Origin of the sequence: Acidisoma sp. S159 (assembly GCF_009766125.1) — a bacterium.
GTDB lineage: Bacteria > Pseudomonadota > Alphaproteobacteria > Acetobacterales > Acetobacteraceae > Acidisoma.
This window is the reverse complement of the sequence record NZ_LMUG01000045.1, coordinates 1-21810: the sequence shown is the minus strand read 5'-3', so window position 1 is coordinate 21810 and position 21810 is coordinate 1. Positions and strand designations below refer to the sequence as shown.

The 21810-nt window shown below is 66.4% G+C and carries 20 protein-coding genes, 2 tRNA genes and 5 pseudogenes; 17 read left to right on the top strand and 10 right to left on the bottom strand.

The annotated features are described in order from the left end of the window. Positions 1 to 210 precede the first annotated feature (210 nt). The 3 genes from pstS to pstA are packed head-to-tail and all read left to right on the top strand — an operon-like array spanning position 211 to position 3251. The gene (gene pstS, locus GSQ92_RS13285) at positions 211 to 1311 is read left to right on the top strand and encodes a phosphate ABC transporter substrate-binding protein PstS (RefSeq protein WP_158800826.1); all 1101 of its coding nucleotides are present in this window, start codon (positions 211 to 213) and stop codon (positions 1309 to 1311) included. Positions 1312 to 1327: 16 nt separating this feature from the next. After that, on the top strand, positions 1328 to 2368 hold the full coding sequence (pstC, locus tag GSQ92_RS13280; RefSeq protein ID WP_158800825.1) for a phosphate ABC transporter permease subunit PstC: 1041 nt from the start codon (positions 1328 to 1330) through the stop codon (positions 2366 to 2368). Further along, positions 2361 to 3251: a phosphate ABC transporter permease PstA gene (pstA, locus tag GSQ92_RS13275; protein WP_254065429.1), complete on the top strand. Its 891-nt coding sequence runs from the start codon at positions 2361 to 2363 to the stop codon at positions 3249 to 3251. The genes pstC and pstA overlap by 8 nt, the downstream gene beginning before the upstream one ends. Before the next feature lie 26 nt (positions 3252 to 3277). On the opposite strand, the gene GSQ92_RS13270 is transcribed toward pstA, so the two are convergent. Next, positions 3278 to 3718 (bottom strand): nucleoside deaminase, encoded by a 441-nt coding sequence (locus GSQ92_RS13270; RefSeq protein WP_158800858.1) that lies wholly within the window; start codon positions 3716 to 3718, stop codon positions 3278 to 3280. Between the two features lie 76 nt (positions 3719 to 3794). Between GSQ92_RS13270 and GSQ92_RS13265 the strand changes: the two genes are divergently transcribed. The 4 genes from GSQ92_RS13265 to rsmD are packed head-to-tail and all read left to right on the top strand — an operon-like array spanning position 3795 to position 6235. Next, positions 3795 to 4187 carry a hypothetical protein gene (locus GSQ92_RS13265; protein WP_158800824.1) on the top strand — a complete coding sequence of 131 codons (393 nt, stop codon included), beginning with the start codon at positions 3795 to 3797 and terminating at the stop codon, positions 4185 to 4187. Further along, positions 4184 to 4903 carry a gamma-glutamyl-gamma-aminobutyrate hydrolase family protein gene (locus tag GSQ92_RS13260; protein ID WP_158800823.1) on the top strand — a complete coding sequence of 240 codons (720 nt, stop codon included), beginning with the start codon at positions 4184 to 4186 and terminating at the stop codon, positions 4901 to 4903. Before GSQ92_RS13265 ends, GSQ92_RS13260 begins: the two co-directional genes overlap by 4 nt. Then, positions 4900 to 5673: a pseudouridine synthase gene (locus GSQ92_RS30955; RefSeq protein ID WP_158800822.1), complete on the top strand. Its 774-nt coding sequence runs from the start codon at positions 4900 to 4902 to the stop codon at positions 5671 to 5673. Before GSQ92_RS13260 ends, GSQ92_RS30955 begins: the two co-directional genes overlap by 4 nt. 10 nt (positions 5674 to 5683) lie before the next feature. Continuing rightward, positions 5684 to 6235, top strand: a complete 552-nt coding sequence (rsmD, locus tag GSQ92_RS13250) for a 16S rRNA (guanine(966)-N(2))-methyltransferase RsmD (protein ID WP_158800821.1) — start codon at positions 5684 to 5686, stop codon at positions 6233 to 6235. Between the two features lie 22 nt (positions 6236 to 6257). On the opposite strand, the gene GSQ92_RS13245 is transcribed toward rsmD, so the two are convergent. Continuing rightward, a complete protein-coding gene (locus GSQ92_RS13245) occupies positions 6258 to 6896 on the bottom strand; it encodes an NUDIX hydrolase (protein WP_158800820.1) in 639 nt (212 codons plus the stop codon). Further along, positions 6893 to 7897, bottom strand: coding sequence for a bile acid:sodium symporter family protein (locus tag GSQ92_RS13240; RefSeq protein ID WP_158800819.1), 1005 nt, complete (start codon positions 7895 to 7897; stop codon positions 6893 to 6895). Before GSQ92_RS13240 ends, GSQ92_RS13245 begins: the two co-directional genes overlap by 4 nt. A gap of 126 nt (positions 7898 to 8023) precedes the next feature. Here GSQ92_RS13240 and GSQ92_RS13235 point away from each other — a divergent pair, with 126 nt between their 5' ends. Further along, complete coding sequence (locus GSQ92_RS13235; protein ID WP_158800818.1) at positions 8024 to 10414, top strand: hypothetical protein; 2391 nt, start codon at positions 8024 to 8026, stop codon at positions 10412 to 10414. Positions 10415 to 10429: 15 nt separating this feature from the next. Here the strand turns inward: GSQ92_RS13235 and mfd are convergent, their stop codons facing one another. Continuing rightward, a complete protein-coding gene (mfd, locus tag GSQ92_RS13230) occupies positions 10430 to 13873 on the bottom strand; it encodes a transcription-repair coupling factor (protein ID WP_159013582.1) in 3444 nt (1147 codons plus the stop codon). Beyond that, positions 13870 to 14139, bottom strand: a complete 270-nt coding sequence (locus tag GSQ92_RS13225) for a succinate dehydrogenase assembly factor 2 (RefSeq protein ID WP_158800816.1) — start codon at positions 14137 to 14139, stop codon at positions 13870 to 13872. The genes mfd and GSQ92_RS13225 overlap by 4 nt, the downstream gene beginning before the upstream one ends. Here GSQ92_RS13225 and recG point away from each other — a divergent pair. Further along, positions 14138 to 16249, top strand: coding sequence for an ATP-dependent DNA helicase RecG (gene recG / locus GSQ92_RS13220; RefSeq protein WP_158800815.1), 2112 nt, complete (start codon positions 14138 to 14140; stop codon positions 16247 to 16249). The genes GSQ92_RS13225 and recG overlap by 2 nt on opposite strands. Further along, positions 16246 to 16683, top strand: a complete 438-nt coding sequence (locus tag GSQ92_RS13215; RefSeq protein WP_158800814.1) for an NUDIX hydrolase — start codon at positions 16246 to 16248, stop codon at positions 16681 to 16683. The genes recG and GSQ92_RS13215 overlap by 4 nt, the downstream gene beginning before the upstream one ends. 54 nt (positions 16684 to 16737) lie before the next feature. On the opposite strand, the gene GSQ92_RS13210 is transcribed toward GSQ92_RS13215, so the two are convergent. Then, positions 16738 to 16821 (bottom strand) — tRNA-Leu (locus tag GSQ92_RS13210). A gap of 123 nt (positions 16822 to 16944) precedes the next feature. Here GSQ92_RS13210 and GSQ92_RS13205 point away from each other — a divergent pair. The 4 genes and pseudogenes from GSQ92_RS13205 to GSQ92_RS13190 all read left to right on the top strand — a co-directional run bounded on the left by GSQ92_RS13205 (position 16945) and on the right by GSQ92_RS13190 (position 18582). Next, positions 16945 to 17020: transfer RNA gene (locus GSQ92_RS13205), tRNA-Asn, on the top strand. Positions 17021 to 17246: 226 nt separating this feature from the next. After that, the gene (locus GSQ92_RS13200; RefSeq protein WP_158800813.1) at positions 17247 to 17420 is read left to right on the top strand and encodes a hypothetical protein; all 174 of its coding nucleotides are present in this window, start codon (positions 17247 to 17249) and stop codon (positions 17418 to 17420) included. Between the two features lie 119 nt (positions 17421 to 17539). Then, positions 17540 to 17920: pseudogene (locus tag GSQ92_RS13195) on the top strand (IS3 family transposase); the annotation flags it as partial. A gap of 74 nt (positions 17921 to 17994) precedes the next feature. Next, positions 17995 to 18582 (top strand): GNAT family N-acetyltransferase, encoded by a 588-nt coding sequence (locus GSQ92_RS13190; protein ID WP_216849852.1) that lies wholly within the window; start codon positions 17995 to 17997, stop codon positions 18580 to 18582. A gap of 55 nt (positions 18583 to 18637) precedes the next feature. Here the strand turns inward: GSQ92_RS13190 and GSQ92_RS31720 are convergent. From GSQ92_RS31720 to GSQ92_RS13180, 3 genes and pseudogenes are all read right to left on the bottom strand, one after another. Next, positions 18638 to 18931, bottom strand: a pseudogene (locus tag GSQ92_RS31720) (ribbon-helix-helix domain-containing protein); the annotation flags it as partial. 6 nt (positions 18932 to 18937) lie between these two features. After that, positions 18938 to 19081: a hypothetical protein gene (locus tag GSQ92_RS13185; RefSeq protein ID WP_158800812.1), complete on the bottom strand. Its 144-nt coding sequence runs from the start codon at positions 19079 to 19081 to the stop codon at positions 18938 to 18940. A 287-nt stretch (positions 19082 to 19368) separates the two neighbouring features. Beyond that, positions 19369 to 19548: a hypothetical protein gene (locus tag GSQ92_RS13180; RefSeq protein WP_159013581.1), complete on the bottom strand. Its 180-nt coding sequence runs from the start codon at positions 19546 to 19548 to the stop codon at positions 19369 to 19371. Between the two features lie 383 nt (positions 19549 to 19931). On the opposite strand from GSQ92_RS13180, the pseudogene GSQ92_RS31715 reads away from it, so the two are divergent. Further along, positions 19932 to 20084 (top strand): annotated as a pseudogene (locus GSQ92_RS31715) (hypothetical protein); the annotation flags it as partial. 98 nt (positions 20085 to 20182) lie between these two features. Here GSQ92_RS31715 and GSQ92_RS29815 read toward each other — a convergent pair. Then, positions 20183 to 20419: a hypothetical protein gene (locus GSQ92_RS29815; protein ID WP_174247811.1), complete on the bottom strand. Its 237-nt coding sequence runs from the start codon at positions 20417 to 20419 to the stop codon at positions 20183 to 20185. Between the two features lie 29 nt (positions 20420 to 20448). On the opposite strand from GSQ92_RS29815, the pseudogene GSQ92_RS31710 reads away from it, so the two are divergent. Together GSQ92_RS31710 and GSQ92_RS13170 are read left to right on the top strand one after the other, a co-directional pair. After that, positions 20449 to 20511, top strand: a pseudogene (locus GSQ92_RS31710) (hypothetical protein); the annotation flags it as partial. Between the two features lie 3 nt (positions 20512 to 20514). Continuing rightward, positions 20515 to 21810 (top strand): annotated as a pseudogene (locus tag GSQ92_RS13170) (hypothetical protein); the annotation flags it as partial.

Here is a 21810-nt window from a genome sequence, read left to right as displayed (position 1 = left end):
ATCTTCTGGCAAGCGGGCCTGCGGTAGCGACTATCGCCATCCGCCTCGGCATGCCACGATTTTCTTGGCCGGTCGCCGCGTCATCGCGGGGAGGTCGTGGGCCGATGTCATAAAACTGCAACGCGACTGTCATCGTCGCGCCAGCTATCCCACCCTAAAGCGAGGCCGCAGCCGCCTTGGCCGCGTGCCTCCCCGCTTTGGAGATTACCCATGACCGACCGCCTTCGGGCCGCGCGGCTAACCCGCGCGCAATTTCTGAGATCAACCGGCGTCGCCGCGGCGCTGCTCGTTGCCCCGAACCTCCTGCCGAGCGCTCATGCCGCCGATTCGGTCACAATCCTCGAAACCGGGTCGAGCCTCCTCTATCCGCTCTTCAACCTTTGGGTCGCCGGCTACCAGAAGACTTCGCCCGGCCTGCGCGTGACGACTCAAAGCACGGGCAGCGGCACCGGAATCGCCCAGGCGGTCGCCGGCATCGCGCAGATCGGTGCTTCGGACGCCTACGTCGCGACGCCGATGATGCGCAAAAACCCGAACCTGCTGAACATCCCGCTCGCCATCTCGGCGCAGAACGTCGTCTATAATCTGCCCGGCCTCAATGGCGGCCACCTCAAGCTCAGCGGCCCCGTGCTCGCCGGCATCTATGGCGGCAAGATCACCTCCTGGGACGATCCGGCTATCGCCAAGCTGAACCCCGGCGTCGCTCTGCCCAAGCACGGCATCGTGCCGCTTCATCGCACTGACGGCAGCGGCGATACCTTCATCTTCACCCAGTATCTTTCATTCTCGACGCCCGACTGGATGAACAGCGTCGCCTATGGCACCACCGTCAGCTGGCCGGCGCTGCAAGGCGGCATCGGCGCCATCGGCAATCCCGGCATGGTGCAGACCACGCAGCAGAACCCCTACTCGATCTCCTATATCGGCGTGAGCTTCGCCAAGCAGATTACAGCCGCCGGCCTCGGCACCGCGATGCTGCAGAACAAGGACGGCAATTTCCTGCTGCCTACCACCGAGACGGTCACCGCCGCCGCCGAGGGTCAGATCGACAAGACCCCGAAGGACCAGCGCATCAGCCTGATCTTCGCGCCCGGCCCCCAGGCCTATCCGATCATCAACTATGAATACGCCGTCGTAAGCAGCCGCCAGTCCAGCGAAGCCATGGCGAAAGCGATCCGCGGCCTGCTCGATTGGGCCGTCGACCCCGCCGGCGGCAGCGCCGCGTCCTACCTGGACGCCGTGCACTTCATCCCGCTGCCCGAGAAGATCCGCGCGATGAGCCGCGCCCAGATCGCGCAGATCGCTTCATAGTCTGATGAGCGAGAGGATGATCGGTACGCCTGCCGGAGTGACCTCGGAAGGCGTCGCCCGGCCAGGCGTCGGCTCCCGACGGATCCGCAGCGGCGTCGGCCCCGGTCCGTTTCGCCTGGCGCTTTTGGGCCTGGCGGCGATCATCCCTCTCGTGATCGTCGCGGTGCTGCTGTTCCTGCTGATCTATGCCTGGCCCGCGATCCGCTTCAACGGCCTCGGCTTCCTCTTCACCAAGACCTGGGACCTCGGCAATCTTTACGCCGATCCGGTGCCGAAGCATGGCGTACTCGCGCCGATCGGGGCGCAATACGGCAGCCTTGTCTTTGTCGCGGGCACTCTGCTGAGTTCGGGCATCGCGCTCCTTATCGCGGTGCCGGTCAGCCTCGGCATCTCGATCTTCCTAGCCGAGGGTGTCGGCGCGAAGTTCCGCACGCCCTTCGCCATCGTGGTCGAAATGCTCGCCGTGGTGCCGAGTGTGGTTTACGGCCTCTGGGGTGTCACCGTGCTGGTACCGCTCGTCGCCCATGTCTTCGCCCCGGCCATTGCCGCCGTGCTCGGCTTCATCCCCTTCTTCGGCGCCTCTGGCGGCGGCGGCTTCGGCCTCCTCGCGGCCTCGCTCGTGCTCGCGCTCATGGTCATCCCGATCATCACGATCACCGTCTACGACGCCCTTACCCGCGTTCCGCGCGAGGCGAAGGAAGCGGCCTATGCTCTGGGCACCACCAAGTTCGAGATGGTGAGCCGAACCATGCTCCCGATGGTCCGCCCGGCGATCATCGGCGCCGTCATCCTCGGTCTCGGCCGCGCCCTGGGGGAGACCATGGCGGTGCTGATGGTCTCAGGCGGCGCGCTGAACTACCTGCCGCATTCGATCATGAGCCCGATCAGTACCATGGCCTCTTTCATCCTATCGCAGCTCGACAGCGCCGAGCAGGATCCCTCCGGCCTGGCTGTGCAGTCGCTCGCCGAAATCGCCATCGTGCTTTTCGTGATCACGGTGCTCGTCAATGCCGTGGCCAGGTTGCTGGTCCGGTCGGGGAGCAACGCCCGTGGCTGACCTTTCCGCGACACGCGGCTCGATGCTCGAGGCCGCCATCGGCAAGTCGGTTCCACGCTCGGTATCATGGCGCCGCGCGCGCAGCAGCATCGGCTGGTGCCTCTGCATCATCGCTTTCCTTCTGGTGGCGGTGCCGCTCGCTGATATCATCGTGCTGGTCGTGGTGCGCGGCTTTTCTGCCTTCACGCCGCAGCTCTTCACCCAGATCACGCAAGGCGTCAGCGGCGGGCTTCTCAACGCGATAACCGGCACCTTGCTGCTTTCGCTCGGCGCGCTGATCATCGGTGTGCCGGTGGGGGTCGGCGGCGGTATCTACCTTGCCGAATTCGGCAATGGCCGCTTCGGGTCGCTCGTCCGCTTCCTTGCGGATGTGCTGACCGGCGTGCCCTCGATCGTGCTGGGCTATTTTTCCTATGTCACGATGGTCATCTGGCTCGGCTGGCAGTTCTCCGCCTTGGCCGCGGCGATCACCCTCGCGATCATCATCCTGCCCTACATGGCGAAGCTGACGGAGCTGGTGATGCGCCAGATCCCCGTGCCGATGCGGGAAGCCGCCTATGCCCTTGGTGCCACGGAGAGTATGGTGGTGATCCGCGTCCTGCTGCCGGTGGCGCGGCCGGGCATCGTCACCTCGATCCTCCTCGCTTTGGCGATCTCGGTCGGCGAGACGGCGCCCCTGATCTACACGGCCGGGTGGTCGAACTACGTCTGGAACGGCCGCTTCACGCATGAGCCGGTGGGCTACCTCACCTATGTGATCTGGAGCTTCATCAACCAGCCCTTCGCCTCGGCCCATGCCTTGGCCTTCGCGGCGGCGCTTCTGGTGATGCTGACGGTATTGGTGATCAACCTCGGCGCACGCGCGGTGCTGCGTAAGGCTTGAGGGGTGTGATCACCGAACCGCCGCCCTTATCGCCGAGCCGCGAAGAACGCCCGCAATACCTCCCTGCATTCCGCCTCGCGGACCCCACCCACCACTTCGGGCCGGTGATGGCAGGAGGTGGCGTCCAGCACCCGCGCCCCATGCTCCACCCCGCCGCCCTTCGGGTCATAGGCGCCGAAAACGATCCGGCTGACGCGGAAGAAGCTTGCCGCCTGGGCGCACATCGGGCAGGGCTCCAGCGTCACAACCAGACTGCAGCCTGGCAGCCGGGGCGACCTCACCAGCCGGGCCGCCGCCCGCAGCGCCAGCAGCTCCGCATGCGCGCCCGCATCGCAATCCGCTTCAGTCCGGTTGCCCGCCCGAGCCAGCACCCGGCCGGCGGCGTCCAGCACCACCGCGCCGACCGGCACTTCGCCGCGGTCCGCCGCCGCGCGAGCCTCCTCCAGGGCGATCTCCATCGAGTCCATAACGGCTTCTTGCCGGGTGCCGGTCATCCGGTCCAGGCCGGTGGACCGTCCCCGCGCCTCATGGCATTTAGGCGCCATGAGCAGCCGATCGCCGAGACCCACCCCGAGCACCGCCCAGCGCCCGCTATCGCATGCCATCATGGACCTGCACCGCGCCCTGCTGCATGCCGAGGCACGCAAGGTCGGCATCGCCGACGAACCCTACAAAATGCTGGCGGCCGCTCTCGGGGACGAGCGCTTCGCCTGGCTGAAGCCCCTCAGCGACCTCATCGTGACACTCGATGAGGCCGGTGCCCAAGGCACCCTGCCGGACAACACAGCCCTCGCCCCCTTTGTCGCCAAGGCGCGGGACCTCACCGCGCCGGGCAGCCTGGTTTACCTGCGTGCCGGAGCCCTAGCCCCCGAGGCGCCCGGTATCCGTGAAGCCCAGGCCACGCTTGCCGACGTGCTTGGGATGCTCGGTGCATGAAAGCCCGGCCGCGCCCTCTCATCGGCATCACGCTGGATAGCGAGGAGCCGGGCGGCTACTCCAAATACCCCTGGTACGCGCTACGCCAGAACTACATGAGCGCGGTCGCGTCGGCTGGTGGCCTGCCCGTCGCTCTGCCCCATGACCCCGAACTCGCCGATGATTGGCTCGACCGCATCGACGCCCTCATCGTCACGGGCGGCGCCTTCGACGTCGATCCCGCCATGTATGGCAATGCCGATCGCCACGACACCGTCGTGCTCAAGACCGGCCGCACGGCCGCCGAACTCGCCCTCCTGTGTGGCGCTCTCGGCCGGGACATGCCGCTGCTCGGCATCTGCGGCGGCGAGCAGCTTCTCGCCGTGGCGCTTGGCGGCAGCCTCATCCAGCACATCCCGGACAGCATTCCAGGCCACCTGCCGCATGAGCAGAAGACGCGGCACGACGAGCCTGGCCACCCCGTCGCCCTTACCGCCGGCAGCCTGCTCGCCCGCATCGCGGGAAGCGACCGGATGATGGTGAATACCTCGCACCACCAAGCGGTGCGCGATGCCGGGCCCGGCGTCACCGTCAATGCCGTGGCGCCCGACGGCGTGGTCGAGGGCATCGAGGACCCGCGCTACCGCTTCTGCCTCGGCGTCCAGTGGCACCCGGAATTCAACACCGACCCCGCCGACCGCCGCATCTTCGCGGCCCTGATCGCCGCCTGCGCATGACCGACGAAGACAGCGGCGCCCCTGCCGCCGCCCCGGCTGTCGAGCGTGGCGAGCGCATCGCCAAATGGCTCGCGCGAGCCGGTGTCGCCAGCCGCCGCGACGTCGAAAAGATGCTGTCGGAGGGCCGCATCAAGCTCAACGGCAAGCTACTCGACCATCCGGCGAGCTTCGTGACGCCCGGCGATGTGGTGCAGGTCAACGGCAAGGTCATCGAGGCCCCGGCCCGCACCCGGCTCTTCCGCTACCACAAGCCGGAAGGGCTGATGACGACGCATAAGGATCCCGAGGGACGCCCCACCGTCTTCGAGAAACTGCCGCCCGGCCTGCCGCGCCTCATCAGCATCGGCCGCCTCGATCTCAACAGCGAGGGATTGCTGCTCCTCACCAATGACGGCGCGCTCGCGCGGCTGCTGGAGCGGCCGGAAACCGGCTGGCTGCGCCGCTACCGCGTCCGCGTGAACGGCTATGTCGACGAGAAGGCTTTGGCCGCGCTTTCCCACGGTGTGACGGTGGAAGGCGAGCGCTATGGCCCGATCGACGCGGGCCTCGACAGCCGCAAGGGCGACAACGCCTGGCTCTCCATTGGTCTGCGCGAAGGCCGCAACCGAGAAGTCCGCCGCGTCATGGCCCATCTCAACCTGCAAACTTCGCGCCTCATCCGGATCGCCTACGGTCCCTTTCAGCTCGGCCTGTTGCCCCGTGGGTCGGTGGAGGAAGTGCCGGCCAAGATCCTGCGCGAGCAGCTCCCAAAGGCCGCCACGGCCCAGTGAGCGCCGCGAGGTGAGGATTGTTGGGGGCCGCTTCCGTCGCCGGCAGATTGTCGCCCCATCGGGCTGGGCCACGCGCCCCACCTCCGACCGCGCCCGGCAGGCGCTCTTCGACATGCTGATGCACGCCCCTTGGGCCGATGGGGACATCATCGGCGCCACGGTCCTGGACGCCTTCGCGGGCACCGGGGCGCTCGGCCTGGAAGCCTTGTCACGCGGCGCGGGCACGGCCCATTTCATCGAGCGAGACGCCAAGGCCCTGGCCGCGCTCCGCCGCAACATCGCGACCTTCGGGGTGGAAGCTGCGTGTCAGGTGGTGCCCGGCGACGCGACACGACCGCCACCGGGCTCTCCCTGCGGTCTCGTGTTTCTCGATCCGCCTTACGGCAAGGACCTCGTGCCAAAGGCGCTCGGGGCCCTGATCACCCAGGGCTGGATCGCGGCGAATGCGCTCATCGTGGCGGAGGTCGGCATCGACGATCCGCTCACTCTGAATGTCGCGCCTTTGGACGACCGCCGTTACGGCGCGGCGAGGGTCGTCGTCTGCAGGGTAACACCTCAGTAAACGCCACCCGCAGCGACCAGCCTCAATCGTATTCCGTCTCCATGTCCGGTTGGCGGTAATGCGCGAACATCCGCGCGAGCTGGCGCGGCAGAACGCGGCCGAGTGATAGGTCCGCGGGCAGCGCATCCTCCGCAAAGAAACCCACTTCACTTGTCTCCAAGCTCGTGCGAGCCGAACCGCCGGTCACCGCGCAGAGGTAGAACAGCTTGACGATGGAAAAGAGCCCGGGTGGCGTATGTCCCTGGGCTGCGCGATCCCAGCAGGCCGCGAGCTTCACCACGGAGACCTCGAAGCCCGATTCTTCCCGCGCCTCTCGCACCACGCTCTGCGCCGGTGTCTGGTTCACATCCGCCCATCCGCCAGGCAGCGTCCAGCGGCCGTCATCCGCCGCTTCGCGCACCATCAGGATGCGGCCTTCCGCATCGAAGACCGCCGCGCGGACATCGACTTTCGGCGTTGCATAGCCACGCTCGGCGCCAAACAGCGCAGCGAGACGCGGTGCGTCCTCCTCGCTATGCGCCTCGATGATTCGCGCGGCCAAAACAGTCAGCGCCTGATAGCGCTCGACGTCATAAGGATCTTTTGTGAAAGCGAGGCCGGACTGCGCCGTCGCCTGGATTTCCCGCGCCCATAACAGCCACTCGGGCTCGACATCGCTCATTCGGCCGCCACCGCTCGCGCAGCGTCCGCTGCCTCCGCCTCCCGCGCGTAGCGTTTCGCGAGCACGGCGCAGATCATCAGCTGCATCTGGTGGAAGATGATGAGCGGCAACAAAATAAGCCCCACCGTGGCCGGGCTGAACAATACATTCGCCATCGGCACCCCCGTCGCGGCGCTTTTCTTCGAACCGCAGAAAACGATGGTGACCTCCTCCGGCCGTTTGAAGCCCAAAGCGCGGCTGCCATAGGTCGTGATCAGCAGCACAACGGTAAGCAGCACGGCATTCGCCAAAACGATTTCGCCAAACCGATAAAGCGGCAACTCATGCCAGATGCCGCGCATCACCGCCGCGCTGAAGGCTGTATAGACGACCAGGATCACTGAGCCGCGATCGGTGAACTTTAAGATTTCGCGGTTCCGCGCCGCCCAGCCGCCGATCCATGGCCGCAACAGCTGGCCCAGGACGAAGGGCAACAGCAGCTCCAGGAAAATGCTGCCGACAGACTCCAGCCCGCTGCTGCCTCCGGTGCCGTGCGTCTTGAGCAGCAGCGTGGTCAGTAGCGGCGTCACCACCACGCCAAGCAGGGTCGAGGCGGTCGCCGCACAGATCGCCGCCGGGACATTGCCATGCCCGATCGAGGTGAAGGCGATCGAGGATTGCACCGTCGACGGCAGCAGGCAGACATAAAGCAAACCGATCAGGATCGTCGGGCTCAGCGCGTGCGGAAACAGCGCCTGGAAACCAAAGCCGAGCAACGGGAACAGCAGAAAGGTCGAAGCCAGGATCAGCACATGCACGCGCCACTGCGCGATGCCCGCGATCACCGCCTCGCGCGACAGCCGCGCGCCCTGAAGGAAAAACATGATGGCGATCGCCAGCGTGGTCAGCGCATTGAAGATCCGCGCGCCGACCCCGTGGCAGGGCAACACTGAGGCAACCCCCACGCTCGCGACAATCGCGAGGGTAAAGCCGTCGGGAAGGTATCCAAAAACACGACGCATGCGCGAGCGTATCGCAGCGCGAGACAGAGGGCGATCCCACCATCCGCGCATCTTCCCTTCGCCCGTCGCTTGTCGGCCAAGCCCCCTTCGGATACCGTTGAAATCCAAAAAAAGAGGCTAGCGATCGTGGTCCTTAGTCGCCGCTCCGCGCTGCTCATCCCCGTCCTCGGAGCAGCCAGCGCGCTGCTCTCACCGGCCTTCGCACAATCCGCCGGGACAGCGCCCTCGCCGGTCGCAAGCTGGCCGCATTCCATGACTGTGCACGGCGCCACCATCACCATCTACGAGCCGCAGGCCATCGAATGGCCCGACCGGACGATGCTGCGGGCGCGTGCGGCGATTTCCATCACGCCGCCAGGCGCCACCCAGGCAATCATCGGCACGATCGAATTCCAGGGTGCGACCCAGGTCGATCTCGACACGCAGCTCGTGACCTTCTCCTCCCCGACAGTGCTCTCGTCGAAATTCCCCTCGCTCGACACCGATCAGGCCGTCCAGCTGGAAGCGCGCATCAAGGCTTTCGTCTCCACGATGCCGGTGAAGGAAGTGCCGCTGAACACCATCCTGCTCAGCCTCAACGAGAAGCCGGTGGATGTGCCGGTCGACAACACGCCACCGCAGATCTTCTACAGCGCACGTCCCGCGAGCCTCGTGGTCTTTGACGGCTCGCCGACCTTGGCGCCAATCGGCTCGACCGGCCTCTCCTTCGCCGTCAATACGAATTGGGACGTGGTGTACGACGCCGACGCGGGCGGCACCTGGTATCTCCTGAACAACGGCAGCTGGCTCATCGCGCCCGCCGCGACCGGACCCTATGAGCCCGCCGGTGCGCTCCCCGCCGCCTTTTCCCAAATCCCGTCCGATGAAAACTTCGCAACCCTGCGCAAGAACGTTCCCGGCCGCCCCTTCACGGGCACCAGCATTCCGACCATTTTCGTCTCGACCAAGCCGGCGGAGATCATCGTCACGGCCGGGGCGCCAGCTTTCAAACCGATACCCGGCACGGCGCTGCAAGCGGTGACGAATACCGGCGCCACGCTGATCAAGGACACGGCCGACGGGAATCTCTACTACCTCGTCTCAGGCCGCTGGTTTTCGGCCCCCTCGCTCTACGGTCCCTGGACCTTCGCGACACCCAATCTGCCGACCGATTTCTCGCTGCTGCCGCCGGACAGCGCCTATGGCAATCTGCTGCCTTCGGTTCCCGGCACGGCGGCGGCCCAGGCGGCGGTGCTGAAGGCGCAGATCCCGGTGCAGGCCTCGCTGTCGCGTCAGACGGCGAAAGTGACAGTGACCTACGTCGGCGCCCCGCAGTTCAAGCCGATCCCCGGCACGGCGCTGCAATATGCCGTCAACACGACCTTCCAGGTCATCCAGACCGGCGGCCGCTATTACGTCTGCTACCAGGGCGCCTGGTTTACCTCGGCCAGTCCGACCGGTCCCTGGGTGCTGGCGAGCAGCGTGCCGAACGAGATCTACACGATCCCGCCCTCGAGCCCGCTGTACAACGTCACTTACGTGAAGGTTTACAGCTCGACGCCGGCGGCAGTGACCTACGGCTACACGGCCGGCTATCTGATGGGCTTCGTGACCGCTGGCGTCCTGGCTTACGGCACCGGCTATTACTACCCGCCGGTCGTCGTCGCAGCCCGTATTCCGGCCTATCTGCCATATCCCTATTCCTACGGCGGCAACGTCTATTACAGCTCCGCCACCGGCACCTGGGCGCGCGGCGGCACTGTCTACGGCCCGTATGGAAGAGCGGCCACCGGCGGCACCGCCTACAATCCAGCGACCGGAGCCTATGCGCGGGGCGGCGCGGTCTATGGCCCCTATGGCGGCGCGGGGGCTTGGTCCGCCTATAATCCCAGCACCGGAACCTATGCCCATGGCAGCGCCGCCTGGAATGGCAGCAGCGGCACGGCGCATGCGTCCTTCGCCAATCCGCGCTACGGCGTCGCGGGCAGCACGACGCAGAACGCCAACGCCTATGGGCGCTGGGGATCGAGCACGGTGTCAGGCCCGAACGGCACGGTGAACACGGCGAGCGCCAGCAACAGCCGAGGCTCGGCCGGCGCCTTCAACGCCAGCAATGGCGCTCAGGGCGCGGCGGTCCATGGCGCCAACGGCAACAACGCGGCCGTCGTGAAGGGTTCGGGCGGCAACGTCTATGCCGGGGCAAACGGCAATGCCTACAAGAAGACCAACAGCGGCTGGCAGACTTACAACAATGGGTCCTGGCAGTCGGTCAACACGCCCAAGACCAACTCCACGGCCACGCGCAGCCAGACGACTCAGCGCAGCACCACCTACAACCAGACATCCACCTCGGCGCGCCAGTACCACGCCCAGGCCCCGGCGACGCGCCAGAACTACGCCAGCACCGCGAGCCGCCCCACCATGGGCACCCAGGAATACGGCCAGCTCAACCGCGACTATCAGGCGCGCCAGTTTGGCGGCGGCTACAATCGCGGCGGCGGTGGTTATGGCGGCGGCGGTGCACGCAGGCGCTGGTAGTTTCAGCACCAGCCCTCAGGCCGCCTTCGCCTCTCCCGCGAGCCGCGCCAGATTGCCCAGCACGTCCTTCGCGACCTTGATCCGCCGCCCGACATCCATCTCGCCCGGCACGACCAGCTTGTGATCCGGCCGCAGCTTCATCGTGCTGCCGCGTGACCCCATCCACGGAATGAGCCCCGCCGGATTGCGGAAGGAATTGCCCCGGAAGGTCAGCACCATCCCCTTCGGCCCAGCCTCCAGCTTCTCCACCCCGGCCTCCCGGCAAACCCGCTTGAGCGTCATCACCTGGAGCAGGTTCTCGACCTCCTCGGGCAGCGGCCCGAAGCGGTCCACTAGCTCCGCCGCCATCGCCTCGGTTTCCTCGGGCGAGGACAGCGCGCCGATGCGGCGATACAGCCCAAGCCGGACCGGCAGATCCTTCACGAAGGTCTCGGGGATGAGCACCGGCAGCCCCAGCCCAATCGTCGGCGTCCAATCCCGCTCGGACGCCCGCCGCTTGCCGCGCTCGGCCCGCAGGTCGGCGACCGCATCCTCCAGCATCTGCTGATACAGCTCGATGCCGACCTCGCGGATATGTCCGCTCTGCTCGTCGCCCAGCAGATTGCCGGCGCCGCGAATGTCGAGGTCGTGGGAAGCGAGGGTAAAGCCCGCGCCTAGCGTATCCAGCGTCTGCATCACATCCAGCCGCTTCTCCGCCGCCGGCGACAGCCGGTGGTTCGCTGGCCAGGTCAGATAAGCGTAGCCGCGCTGCTTCCCGCGCCCGACGCGCCCGCGTAGCTGATATAGCTGGCCGAGCCCGAACATGTCCGCGCGATGAATGATCAGCGTATTGACCGCCGGCATATCGAGTCCGCTCTCGACGATATTGGTCGAGAGCAGCACGTCATACTTGCCGTCGCCGAACTCGGTCATGACGCGTTCGAGTTCGGTGGGCGCCAGCCGCCCATGCGCCATCGCGACCCGGACATCCGGCACGATTTCCGACAAGCGCTTACCCATGCGGTCGAGATCCTCGACGCGCGGAACCACGCAGAAGATCTGGCCGCCACGGAACCGCTCGCGCTGGATCGCTTCGCGGATCACCAGCCCGTCGAACGGCATGATGAAGGTCCGCACCGCCAGCCTATCCACGGGCGGCGTCGCGATGATGCTCATCTCGCGCACCCCGGTAAGGGCAAGCTGCAGCGTGCGCGGAATAGGCGTCGCGGTCAGCGTCAACACATGCACGTCGGCTTTCAGCGACTTAAGCCGTTCCTTATGCGCGACGCCGAAATGCTGTTCCTCATCGACGATGACCAGGCCGAGATCGTTGAAGGTGATCGACTTGGCGAGCAGCGCGTGGGTGCCCACCACGATATCGATCGAGCCATCGGCCACACCGGCCCGCACCACCGCCGCTTCCTTGGCCGTCACCATCCGCGAGATCTGCGCGACCTTCACCGGCAGCCCGGCGAAGCGCGCCGAGAACACGCGGAAATGCTGGCGCGCGAGCAAAGTCGTCGGCACCACGACCGCGACCTGACTGCCCGACAGGGCCGCGACGAAAGCGGCCCGCAGCGCCACTTCCGTCTTGCCGAAGCCGACATCGCCGCAGATCAGGCGATCCATCGGCCGGCCGGCGGCCATATCCTCCAGCACATCGGCAATGGCGCGGCTCTGGTCCTCGGTCTCCATGAAGGGAAAGCGGGCGCAGAATTCGTCCCACATGCCCTCGGCCGGGGCGAGGCTGGCGGCCTCGTGCAACCGCCGTTCGGCGGCAATGCGGATGAGACCGGCCGCCATGTCGCGGATCCGGCTCTTGGCCTTGGCCTTGCGATTCTGCCAGGACACGCCGCCGAGCTTGTCGAGCGCCACGCCGCCGGTCTCGGCGCCGAAGCGCGACAGGATCTCGATATTCTCGACCGGCAGGAACAGCTTGTCGCCGCCATCGTACAGCAGCCGCAGACAGTCATGCGGCGCCTCGTTCACCTTGATGGTGACGAGCCCGTCATAGCGTCCGATGCCGTGATCCTCATGCACCACCAGATCGCCCTCGGCGATGTCGGTGGCTTCCGCGATGAACTGGTCAGCGCGCTTGCGCTTGCGCGGCGGACGGCTGATGCGCCGGCCGAGCAAATCCTGTTCGCCCACCACCGCGATGCGGTCGCCGATGAAACCACGCTCGAGCCCAAGCGTGACAAGCGCCACCGTGCCCTGCGGCAAGGCACGCACCGCATCGGCATCGGCGGCGACGCCCACGCGATCGAAGCCATGCTCGCGCAGCAGCGCGCCGAGGCGCTCGCGCGAGCCGTCCGTCCAGGCCGCGACGACCAGCCGCTTCTTGTCCTTCGCCCATTTCTCCTGGCTCTCACGCAGCTTGTCGAAGAGATCGGGCTGCAACTCGCCACCCGGCGCGAAGATCGGAGCGGGACGGCCGCCGCCATCGACGCCGGCGGCGCTGCCGTCCGGTTTGGCGAACGGGCTGAAGGCGAAGGCGGTGGTCTGCGCCAGCATCCCGTCCCATTCGGCACGGTCGAGGTAAAGCCGCTCGGAGGGCAGGGGACGATACGGCGTCTCGCCATCCCGTGGCGGCACCTGCCGCGCCTGGAAGTGGTCGGCGATCATCTCCAGCCGGGACTCCAGCACCTCCTCCGCCTGATGGTCGAGCGAGATGGTGGCGCCGGGCAGGTAGTCGAGCAGCGTTTCCATGGCGTCATGGAACAACGGCACCCAATGCTCCATGCCCGGATGCCGCCGCCGGTCGGAGATCGAGTGGTAGAGCGGGTCGTCCGCCGCCGCCTGGCCGAAGATCTCGCGCCAGGCCGTGCGGAACCGCGCGACGCTCTCGGGATCCAGCGGCACCTCGGACACGGGATGCAGTTCGAGGCCCTTCACCGCCTCGCCGCTGCGCTGCGTATTGGGGTCGAAGCGCCGCATGCTCTCGATGCTGTCGCCGAACAGGTCGAGCCGGATCGGCTCGGGCTCGCCGGCGGGGAACAGGTCGACGATGCCCCCGCGCATGGCGAACTCGCCCGGCTCCATCACCGTCGCCGCCCGCGCATAACCATGCGCTTCGAGATAGGTCGCGAGCACCTCGGGCTGCACGACGCCCCCCGGCTTCAGCGAAAGGCTGGAGCCGCGAAACATCCCGCGCGGCGGCACCCGCTGCACCAGCGCATTGACCGTGGTGAGCACCACGCTCTGACCCAGCCCGCCCGCCGCCAGCCGCGCCAGCGTCGCGATACGCTCGGAGACGATGGCGGGATTGGGCGAAACCCGGTCGTAGGGCAGGCAGTCCCAGGCCGGAAAACGCAGCACCGGGCGCTCGGGCGCGAAGAAGGCGAGGGCGTCTGCCATCCGCGCCAGTCGGGCGTCATCGCGCGCGACATGGATCAGCGGCGCGTCGCTTTCCAGCAGCCGGCGGATGAGCAGGGCGGCATCCCATCCCTCGGGCGCGCCATAGACGGTGAGGAGGCTCATTTCCCGGCGGCTTCCACCATGGCGCGGAGCATGGGATGATCATGCGCCACGGGGATGGGTTGACGCCGCGTCAGCCACTCGGCCAGATCGGGATCGGGCAGGTCGAGTAGAGTCTCCAGCGCGCTCACCTCGGCCTCCGAGAAGCCGGCGAGCCGGGGCGCCACGAAACCGCCGATCAACAGATCGTTCTCATGGGTTCCACGATGAGTGGCGCGAAACAGGAGCCGCCGGCGGCGCGTCTCGAGGTCAGGTTGAGGCTCGGTCATGGATAAGGCGTCCTATACTGACCGACCCGGCCGGTGTCAGCCGCCTGCCGCCCAGACGCTGGCACAAATTCGCGCGCCGCTGACCAGCCTCGCCGGCATAGGCCCGCGACTGGCCGATCCGCTGAAGCGTTTGCTGGGCGGCGCTGAGGTGCTGGATCTGCTCCTCCACATGCCCGACAGCTACATCGACCGCCGCGAACGGCCAAGCCTGAAGGCCGCGAGGCCGGGCAGGGTGGTGACCCTGGCTGTGCAGGTCATGCGGCACGACGCGCCGCAGGGCCGCAACCAGCCTTGGCGGGTCATCGTGACCGACGGTACCGCCTTCGCGGATATTGTGTTGTTTCACCAGGCGCGTCTGTCACAGATGCCGGTGGGCGCCAAGCTGGTGGTCTCCGGCAAGCTGGAAGCCTTCGGCAACAAGCTGACCCTGCCGCATCCCGATTATGTGCTGCCCGAGGAGCGCGCGGGGGAAATGCCGGCGATCGAGCCGGTCTGGCCGCTCACCGCCGGCGTCACCAACCGGGTGATCGGCCGCGCCATGAACGATGCCATGCGGCGTCTCCCGCAACTCCCCGAATGGATCGACCCGCCCCTCGTTGCCCGCGAGCGCTGGCCCGGTTTCGCGACCGCCCTCCGGCTGGTGCAATGCCCGTCCGCCGAGGACAAGGCGCCCGAGCGGGAAAGTGGCCGCCGCCGCCTCGCCTATGACGAGCTTTTCGCCGAACAGCTCTCGCTCGCCCTTGGCAGACAGGCAATGCGGGCGCGGCCCGGCCGCTCGCTGACCGGCGACGGTCACTGGCGAGCGGAGGCGCTGCGCCGCTTCGGCTTCGAGCCCACGCCCTCCCAGCACCAGGCCCTCGCCGAAATCGACCGCGACATGGGGGAGCGCCGCCCGATGCTGCGCCTGCTCCAAGGTGATGTCGGCTCCGGCAAGACGCTGGTAGCCCTGCTCGCCATGCTGCGCGCCGCCGAGGCCGGAACCCAATCCGCCATGATGGCCCCGACCGAGCTTCTGGCACAGCAACACTACCGCACCCTCTCGGCGCTATCCCCCGTCCCGGTCGGCTTGCTCACCGGCTCCGTCTCTCCCTCGGCGCGGCGAGAGGTGCTGGCGGGGCTGGCGGATGGCAGCCTGCCCATCGTCATCGGCACCCACGCGCTGTTTCAGGCATCGGTCACCTTCCAGGATCTCGGCCTCGCGGTGATCGACGAGCAGCACCGTTTCGGTGTCAAGCAGCGCATCAGCCTCGGCGACAAAGGCGACGGCACCGATGTCCTGGTGATGACCGCGACCCCCATACCCCGCACCTTGCTGCTGACCCAATGGGCCGAGATGGAAGTCAGCCGCCTCACCGAGAAGCCGCGCGGCCGTGGTCCGCTCCGAACCACCATACACCCGACCGCCGCCATGCCCGAGGTGATCCGCGCCCTCGCCCGCGCGCTGGACGGCACCGCCCGCATCTACTGGGTCTGCCCGCTGGTCTCCGAAAGCGAGGTGCTCGATGTCGCCGCCGCCGAGGAGCGCTTCGCCCTGCTGCGCTCCCGTTTCGGCGATGTGGTCGGCCTCGCCCATGGCCGGCAGGAGACGCGGGTGCGCGAGGCGGTGCTCGCCGATTTCGCGGCGGGACGCATCCGTCTGCTGGTGGCGACGACCGTGGTCGAGGTCGGCGTGGATGTGCCCGAGGCCACCGTCATGGTCATCGAACATGCCGAGCGCTTCGGCCTCGCCCAGCTCCATCAGCTGCGCGGCCGCGTCGGTCGCGGCACCGCCGATAGTTTCTGTCTTCTGCTGCATGAGGACGAGCTCAACCCCATCGCCCGTGAGCGCCTGACCTTGCTGCGCGACACGCAGGACGGCTTCCTCATCGCCGATGCCGACTTCCGGCTGCGCGGCTCCGGCGAGGCGACCGGCACGCGGCAGTCCGGCCTTCCCGGCTATCGTCTGGCCGATGTGCCGGGCGCGGATGATCTGCGCGAGATCGCCAACAAGGATGCCGCCGTGCTGCTGGAGCGCGACTCCCGGCTGGTCAGCGCGCGCGGCCTCGCCGCCGGCCGCCTGCTCGCGATCTTCGGCAAGGAGGACGGCCTGGCACGGCTGCACGCCGGATGAGCGGCCGCGAATACCCGGCCCGCCCGCTGGTCGGCATCGGCATCGTCGTTCTGAAGCCGCCGGACGAGGTGCTCCTCATCCGCCGAGGCCGCGCCCCGATGATGGGCGCCTGGGGCCTTCCCGGCGGCGGCCAGGAACTCGGCGAGACGGCGGAGGAGGCGGCAAGGCGGGAGCTGCTTGAGGAGACGGGCCTGACCGTGGGCGAGATGCGGCTCGCCGGCGCGGTGGACAGCATCCATCGCGATGAGGCGGGGCGGGTCCGCTACCACTACACCATCCTCGACTTCGCGACGCTCTGGACGGGCGGCGAGCCGGTTGCCCTGTCGGACGCGGCGGCGGTGGTTTGGGCGAGGCTCGATGCCCTGGAACCCTACGCCCTCTGGCACGAGGCGCATCGCATCATCGCGCTGGCGCGGCGGGATTGGGGCGTTTAGCCGCCGTGGTTGGAACGGGCGGGCGGCATCGTCGGCGGTCACGGCGAAGGGTATTGGTGCGAGAGGGGGGACTCGAACCCCCATGGCTTGCGCCGGTCGATTTTGAGCCGACTGCGTCTACCGTTCCGCCACTCTCGCGCCGCGCCGGCTCTAGCACGCGCCCGGCCTCGGGAGAAAGCGTCTTTGCCGTCTGTGGTGCGCCTGCGTCTAGACGGCGTTGCGCGCCCGAAGTTGCTCCGCTATAGACCGCGCGCCCGATGGTCCCGGATAGCTCAGTTGGTAGAGCAAGCGACTGTTAATCGCTCGGTCGTAGGTTCGAGTCCTACTCCGGGAGCCAGGGTTATCAACGGAATAGAGCACGTCATCGACGCTCCTCGATGCTTAGAGAAATCTCGGGCCAATATCTGGGGCAACAATCGACAAACTTCCGGTCGCGGGAGTTCTAGACGACTGGCAGCTGTCGGTCAGGGTTTATTCACCCATGGATAGGCGTCCCCGGTTTCCGATATCGCTTCGGGTGGGAGGCCGGTCCTGACAGCGGTCTATTGCGTCTATGCGCCGCAATGGCCGCGCTGCAGGATCGATGGAACCGGCCCGTCTGGCTGGACATCAGTGCTCGCTACTGGACGGGCGCCGGCGCGTTTATGGCCCTTCGCCCCCAGACGATCGATGGCCTTCAGATAAAGGTTCTCATCGCCCTCGACATGCTGATGAACGAGTCGGCGCGAGCTGGATAATCAGCGAGAAGGGCGTCGCTATGTGGGGTGGGTGCGTCAGCGTCGTTAGAGACGTTAACAGGGGGCGTCTCGGCATGACTAGCGTCGGGAGAGGAGGCGCTGGTTGATCCAGCGCTTGGGGCTACTCGCGGCGGCGGGCGTGCGCGCTTGTTGGCATTGAACCCAAGACGTTCCGCTATGCGAGCCGACGACCGGACGACACGCAGGTCCGGCAGCGGCAGCGGCAGCGGCTGCGGGCGTTGGCGGCAGAGCGGCGGCGGATCGGCTACCGGCGGCTGCGCATCCTGTTGGCGCGGGAAGGCATCGCGCTGAACCACAAGCGGCTGTTCCGGCTCCGCCGCCAGGAGAAGCTCGTCGTTCGCAAGCGCGGCGGCCGGAAGCGGGCGCTGGGCACGCGATCGCCGATGGTCTTGCCGAAGGCGCCAAACCAACGATGGTCGCTCGACTTCATGTCGGATGCCCTTAACAGCGGCCGCCGGCTTCGGTTGCTGGCGGTCGTCCTCAGACAACGTGCGTCGTCTTGGCGCAGCCGTGGAGCACTTGGCCCATAGCTCCTCCCTCCGCAATTTGTCGTATGATTAAGCACCACGATCCGGGACTAAACGGCCAGGTCATCCTGCGCGCTGGCCGCGACCAGCCGCCCAGCTACCGCCAATACGGACCTGGAGCGGGCATTCACTCGAAGCTCCGATTGCGGCAGCATGGCGCTATGAAGCAGGAACCTCGGCTAGCCACCTGCGGCGATCTCCTGGCCGTCGAGGAGATCGTCCAAACCGCATACTCTCATTACGTCTCCCGTATCGGTCGGGAGCCAGGACCGATGCTTGATGACTATCGCATTCTCATCGAAGAGGGCCGCGTCCACGTCGTGGAGCGTGATAGCGTCGTGCGCGGCATTCTCGTGCTCATCCCGCAAGATGATGCGGTGCTCCTGGACAACATCGCTGTTTGTCCTGGCGCGCAAGGTTCGGGCCTGGGTCGCAGGATGCTGGAGTTCGCCGAACGCACCGCGATTACTGCAGGCTTTCGTTCGATCAGGCTCTACACGAACGAGACCATGATCGAGAACATCGAGTTCTACTCCCGCTTAGGCTACTCCGAAACGCATAGGGCGGAGAAGAAAGGGTTGCGGCGGGTCTACATGGCCAAGCCTCTCGCCTGAGCCCGGCCCACGTCATGGTCAAAGTCCGAAAACTGGTGCGGACCGGCTTGCCGCAGCGCTCGAACACCATGTTTAGGGCTTCGGCCAGGATCTCCTGAATATCCCGGTCCTGCTCGACCGCGATCAGCTTGAGGGTTGGGCGACATCCGCCTTGGAACGCCCGGGCACTTGGCGCGTATCGGTCCTCGTCTGGGCGGTGCGGTAAGCCGGGGCGCCAGACTCTGCTACTTTGGCCGGTTCGATTGCGGCAGCAACGGGCGCGGGCGCAGACCGGTAGGCAAGGTCTTTTAGGGAGGCGCGGCTCATGCGGCGGTCTTTCTCTTGCGTTGTGGAGCTGTCGTTTTGTGATGTTGCTTCATTGTACCAACACAAGTTGTCCCGAACCCCATTTGTAGAGGACGGCGATCTCCTCGGTAGCGGCGCTATCCGGCTCGGTTTCCTGGACGGAGCGGGCAGTGATGCTGGCGGTCGCATAGGCAGCGCGGTTGTGCATAACCATCGGGGCGATATCCCGCGCCTAGTCAGCCAAAGCCTCGCGGGCGTCCTTTTCGGCGCGACTCGCCCCCCGACCTCATGACGTTCAGCAGCAGGCAGGGTCGCTTGCTAGCGAGGTGGCACATATCGAGGGTCCGGTTCAGCGCCCGAAAATCGCAGCCCCCGGTCCGCATGGGGATCAGGGCGAGCTCCGACGCCGGGGCAGCAAGGTAACCGGCATTGTGATTGTCCCGGCCGCAATCGCTTGCTGGCCGAGCCACGCGACCCCAGCCGAGCGCACCAGATGTTCGGCTAGGACAACGCTGTTTCCAGCGTCATAAACTCCAACAAGTCCTCGACCAGCACGACGATGTTGCGCGGCGGATCGGCTACCCTTGCCGACGGTATCCTCACGGATACGGTCGCGGACGGCCCGGCGAACTCCGTACCGAACTTCAGATGCCAACGCCGGTTGCTGTCGTAGGGCGCCACGATGCCACGCCCGGTCAGGAACGGGTGCCGAGATAGCGGGCGGCCTCGGTTGTTATTTCGTCAACCTCGCCCGTCGATCTGCACAATACTGGCCCCAGTTGACTTCGCGATGCTGGCCGAGAGGTGACGTCAGCCGATCCGCCAGCAATTCGCTGCCATCGCTCATCTCCCCGAAAGCTTCGCCCTGAAGACCGAATATTCATGGCTGAGACCATGATGGGAGGATTTTGCTACGGCTAGTGAAGCTTATCAGCAAAGCCCTGTCACCCCAAGGGTGTCAACTCGCATTAATATCATATCGTAATGAATGCGTAAGATGACTTGCTTATGTCGATCTTAATTTACCCTCCGAATTCCAAATCGCGTTACCATTTTTAAGGTTTATGTTTATGCCAAACTCTTCAGTCGGCAGCGGCATCGTCAGCAGCGGGCTAATTCTCACCAGCGGCGCCACAGAGACCGTTCTCGCCGGCGGCACAGCATCAGCGACGCTTGTGAGCAGCGGCGGTGTGGAAATTGTGTCGTTCGGCGGGACGGACAGGAGTGCCACGATCTTCAACGGCGGAACCGAGATGGTGGTGTCAGGCGGCACGTCGCTCAACCCCCTCTTGTCGTCGGGTGGGCGTCTGGCCCTTCAGGCGGGTGTGGTGGAAAGCGGCGGCACGGTGGGTTCGGGTGCGACGCTATTCGTGTCCTCGGGCGTCAGCGTGAGCGGCATGACAATCCTGGCCGGCGGCTCGCTGGTGATTTTGAGCGGCGGGTCCGATCTCGGGGTGATTGACCACGGCACCGTGGTGGTGAGCAGCGGCGCGGTCGAGAGCGGCGATAGCTTGAGCGGTGGCGCGCAGCTTCTAGTATCTTCAGGCGGCACCGCAGTTTACCGAGACGTCCGGCGGTACGCTGACAATCAACAGTGGCGGCACTGCCATCGACACCATCATCAGCAGTGGCGGCACGAGCACCTTGATGGGCGGTGCCACAGCCATCGCGGTCAGCGGCAGCAATCAGGGATTAACGCTCTCCGCTGGCGTGCTCGATCTCGTGCAGGCGACGGGCACCGATGTGAGCGCCACCATCCTCTCCGGCGGTACCGAGATGGTCGCTTCCGCGGGCACTTTGCTGGCTCCCGTGCTGTTGTCGGGCGGGACTCTGCTGCTGGCGGCTGGAGCGATGGAAAGCGGCGGCACGGTTATGTCCGGCGCCACCCTCATCGTGTCCTCGGGCGTCGTTGCGAGCGGCGTGACCGTGGCATCCGGCGGGTCGCTGGTGGTGTTGCACGGTGGATCGGATTTTGGCGTGATCGACCGTGGCACGGTGGTGGTGAGCAGCGGCGCGGTCGAGAGCGGCGATGTCCTGAGCAGCGGTGGGCAGGTGCTGGTGGCCTCGGGCGGCACGGCGCTGTCGGTCACGGTGAGTGCGACTGGCACCGAGACGGTGCAGGCGGGCGGCACGGCGCTGGGGCTGAACTTATCCGCGGGTGGCTCGGTCTATCTGTCGTCGGGGGCCTTGCAGAGCGGAAGCACCGTGCAGGGCGGGGCGACATACAACATCGGCAGCGGCGCGACGGCGCTCAATATGCTGGTCACGTCGAGCGGTCGGGCCAATATCTTAGGCTTCGCCAGCGGCGTGATAGATTCGGGAATAGGGGCTTTTGTTTCCTTTACCAACTATCCTGGTGATGGCGTCCAGGTCTCCAGTGGTGGGACTGTATTCAACGTTACGGTTGGCAACGGAATCGCAGTCGACTATCTTGGAGTCCTGAGCGGCGGAACCGTCTCCGGTGCGGTGAACACCAAATCCTCCTTTTTGGACGTTGGGGGAACCATATGGGCCGTTAGCAATTTTGGACATTTCGGCGCCGAAGGCGGCACGGCGATTGGTGTTACCTTCGAATCGGGTGGCACTCAAACCAGCGATGGCACCGGGCTCAATCCGATTAACTATAACAATACTGTGGTTAGCAGCGCAGCTTCTGTTGATTTTGCTCAAGGACATTTCGTCAACACCAGCGCCCTAGCAGGGTCTACGGCGCGGGTCGGCGCGGGCCTCACGGTATCCGCTTCCGCCGGTACGAATTTTGGCCTCACCATTGCCGGGGGCACGGACCTTGTCCTCAACGGTGGCGTCGATATCGGCACCATTGTGAGCGCGGGCGGGATCTATACCGTCAGCTCCGGCGGCACGGGGTTGGCGACGATCCTCAGCACCGGCGCGACGGCGACGATTTCCTCGGGCGGGCTGGAAAGCGGCGCCACGGTGGTT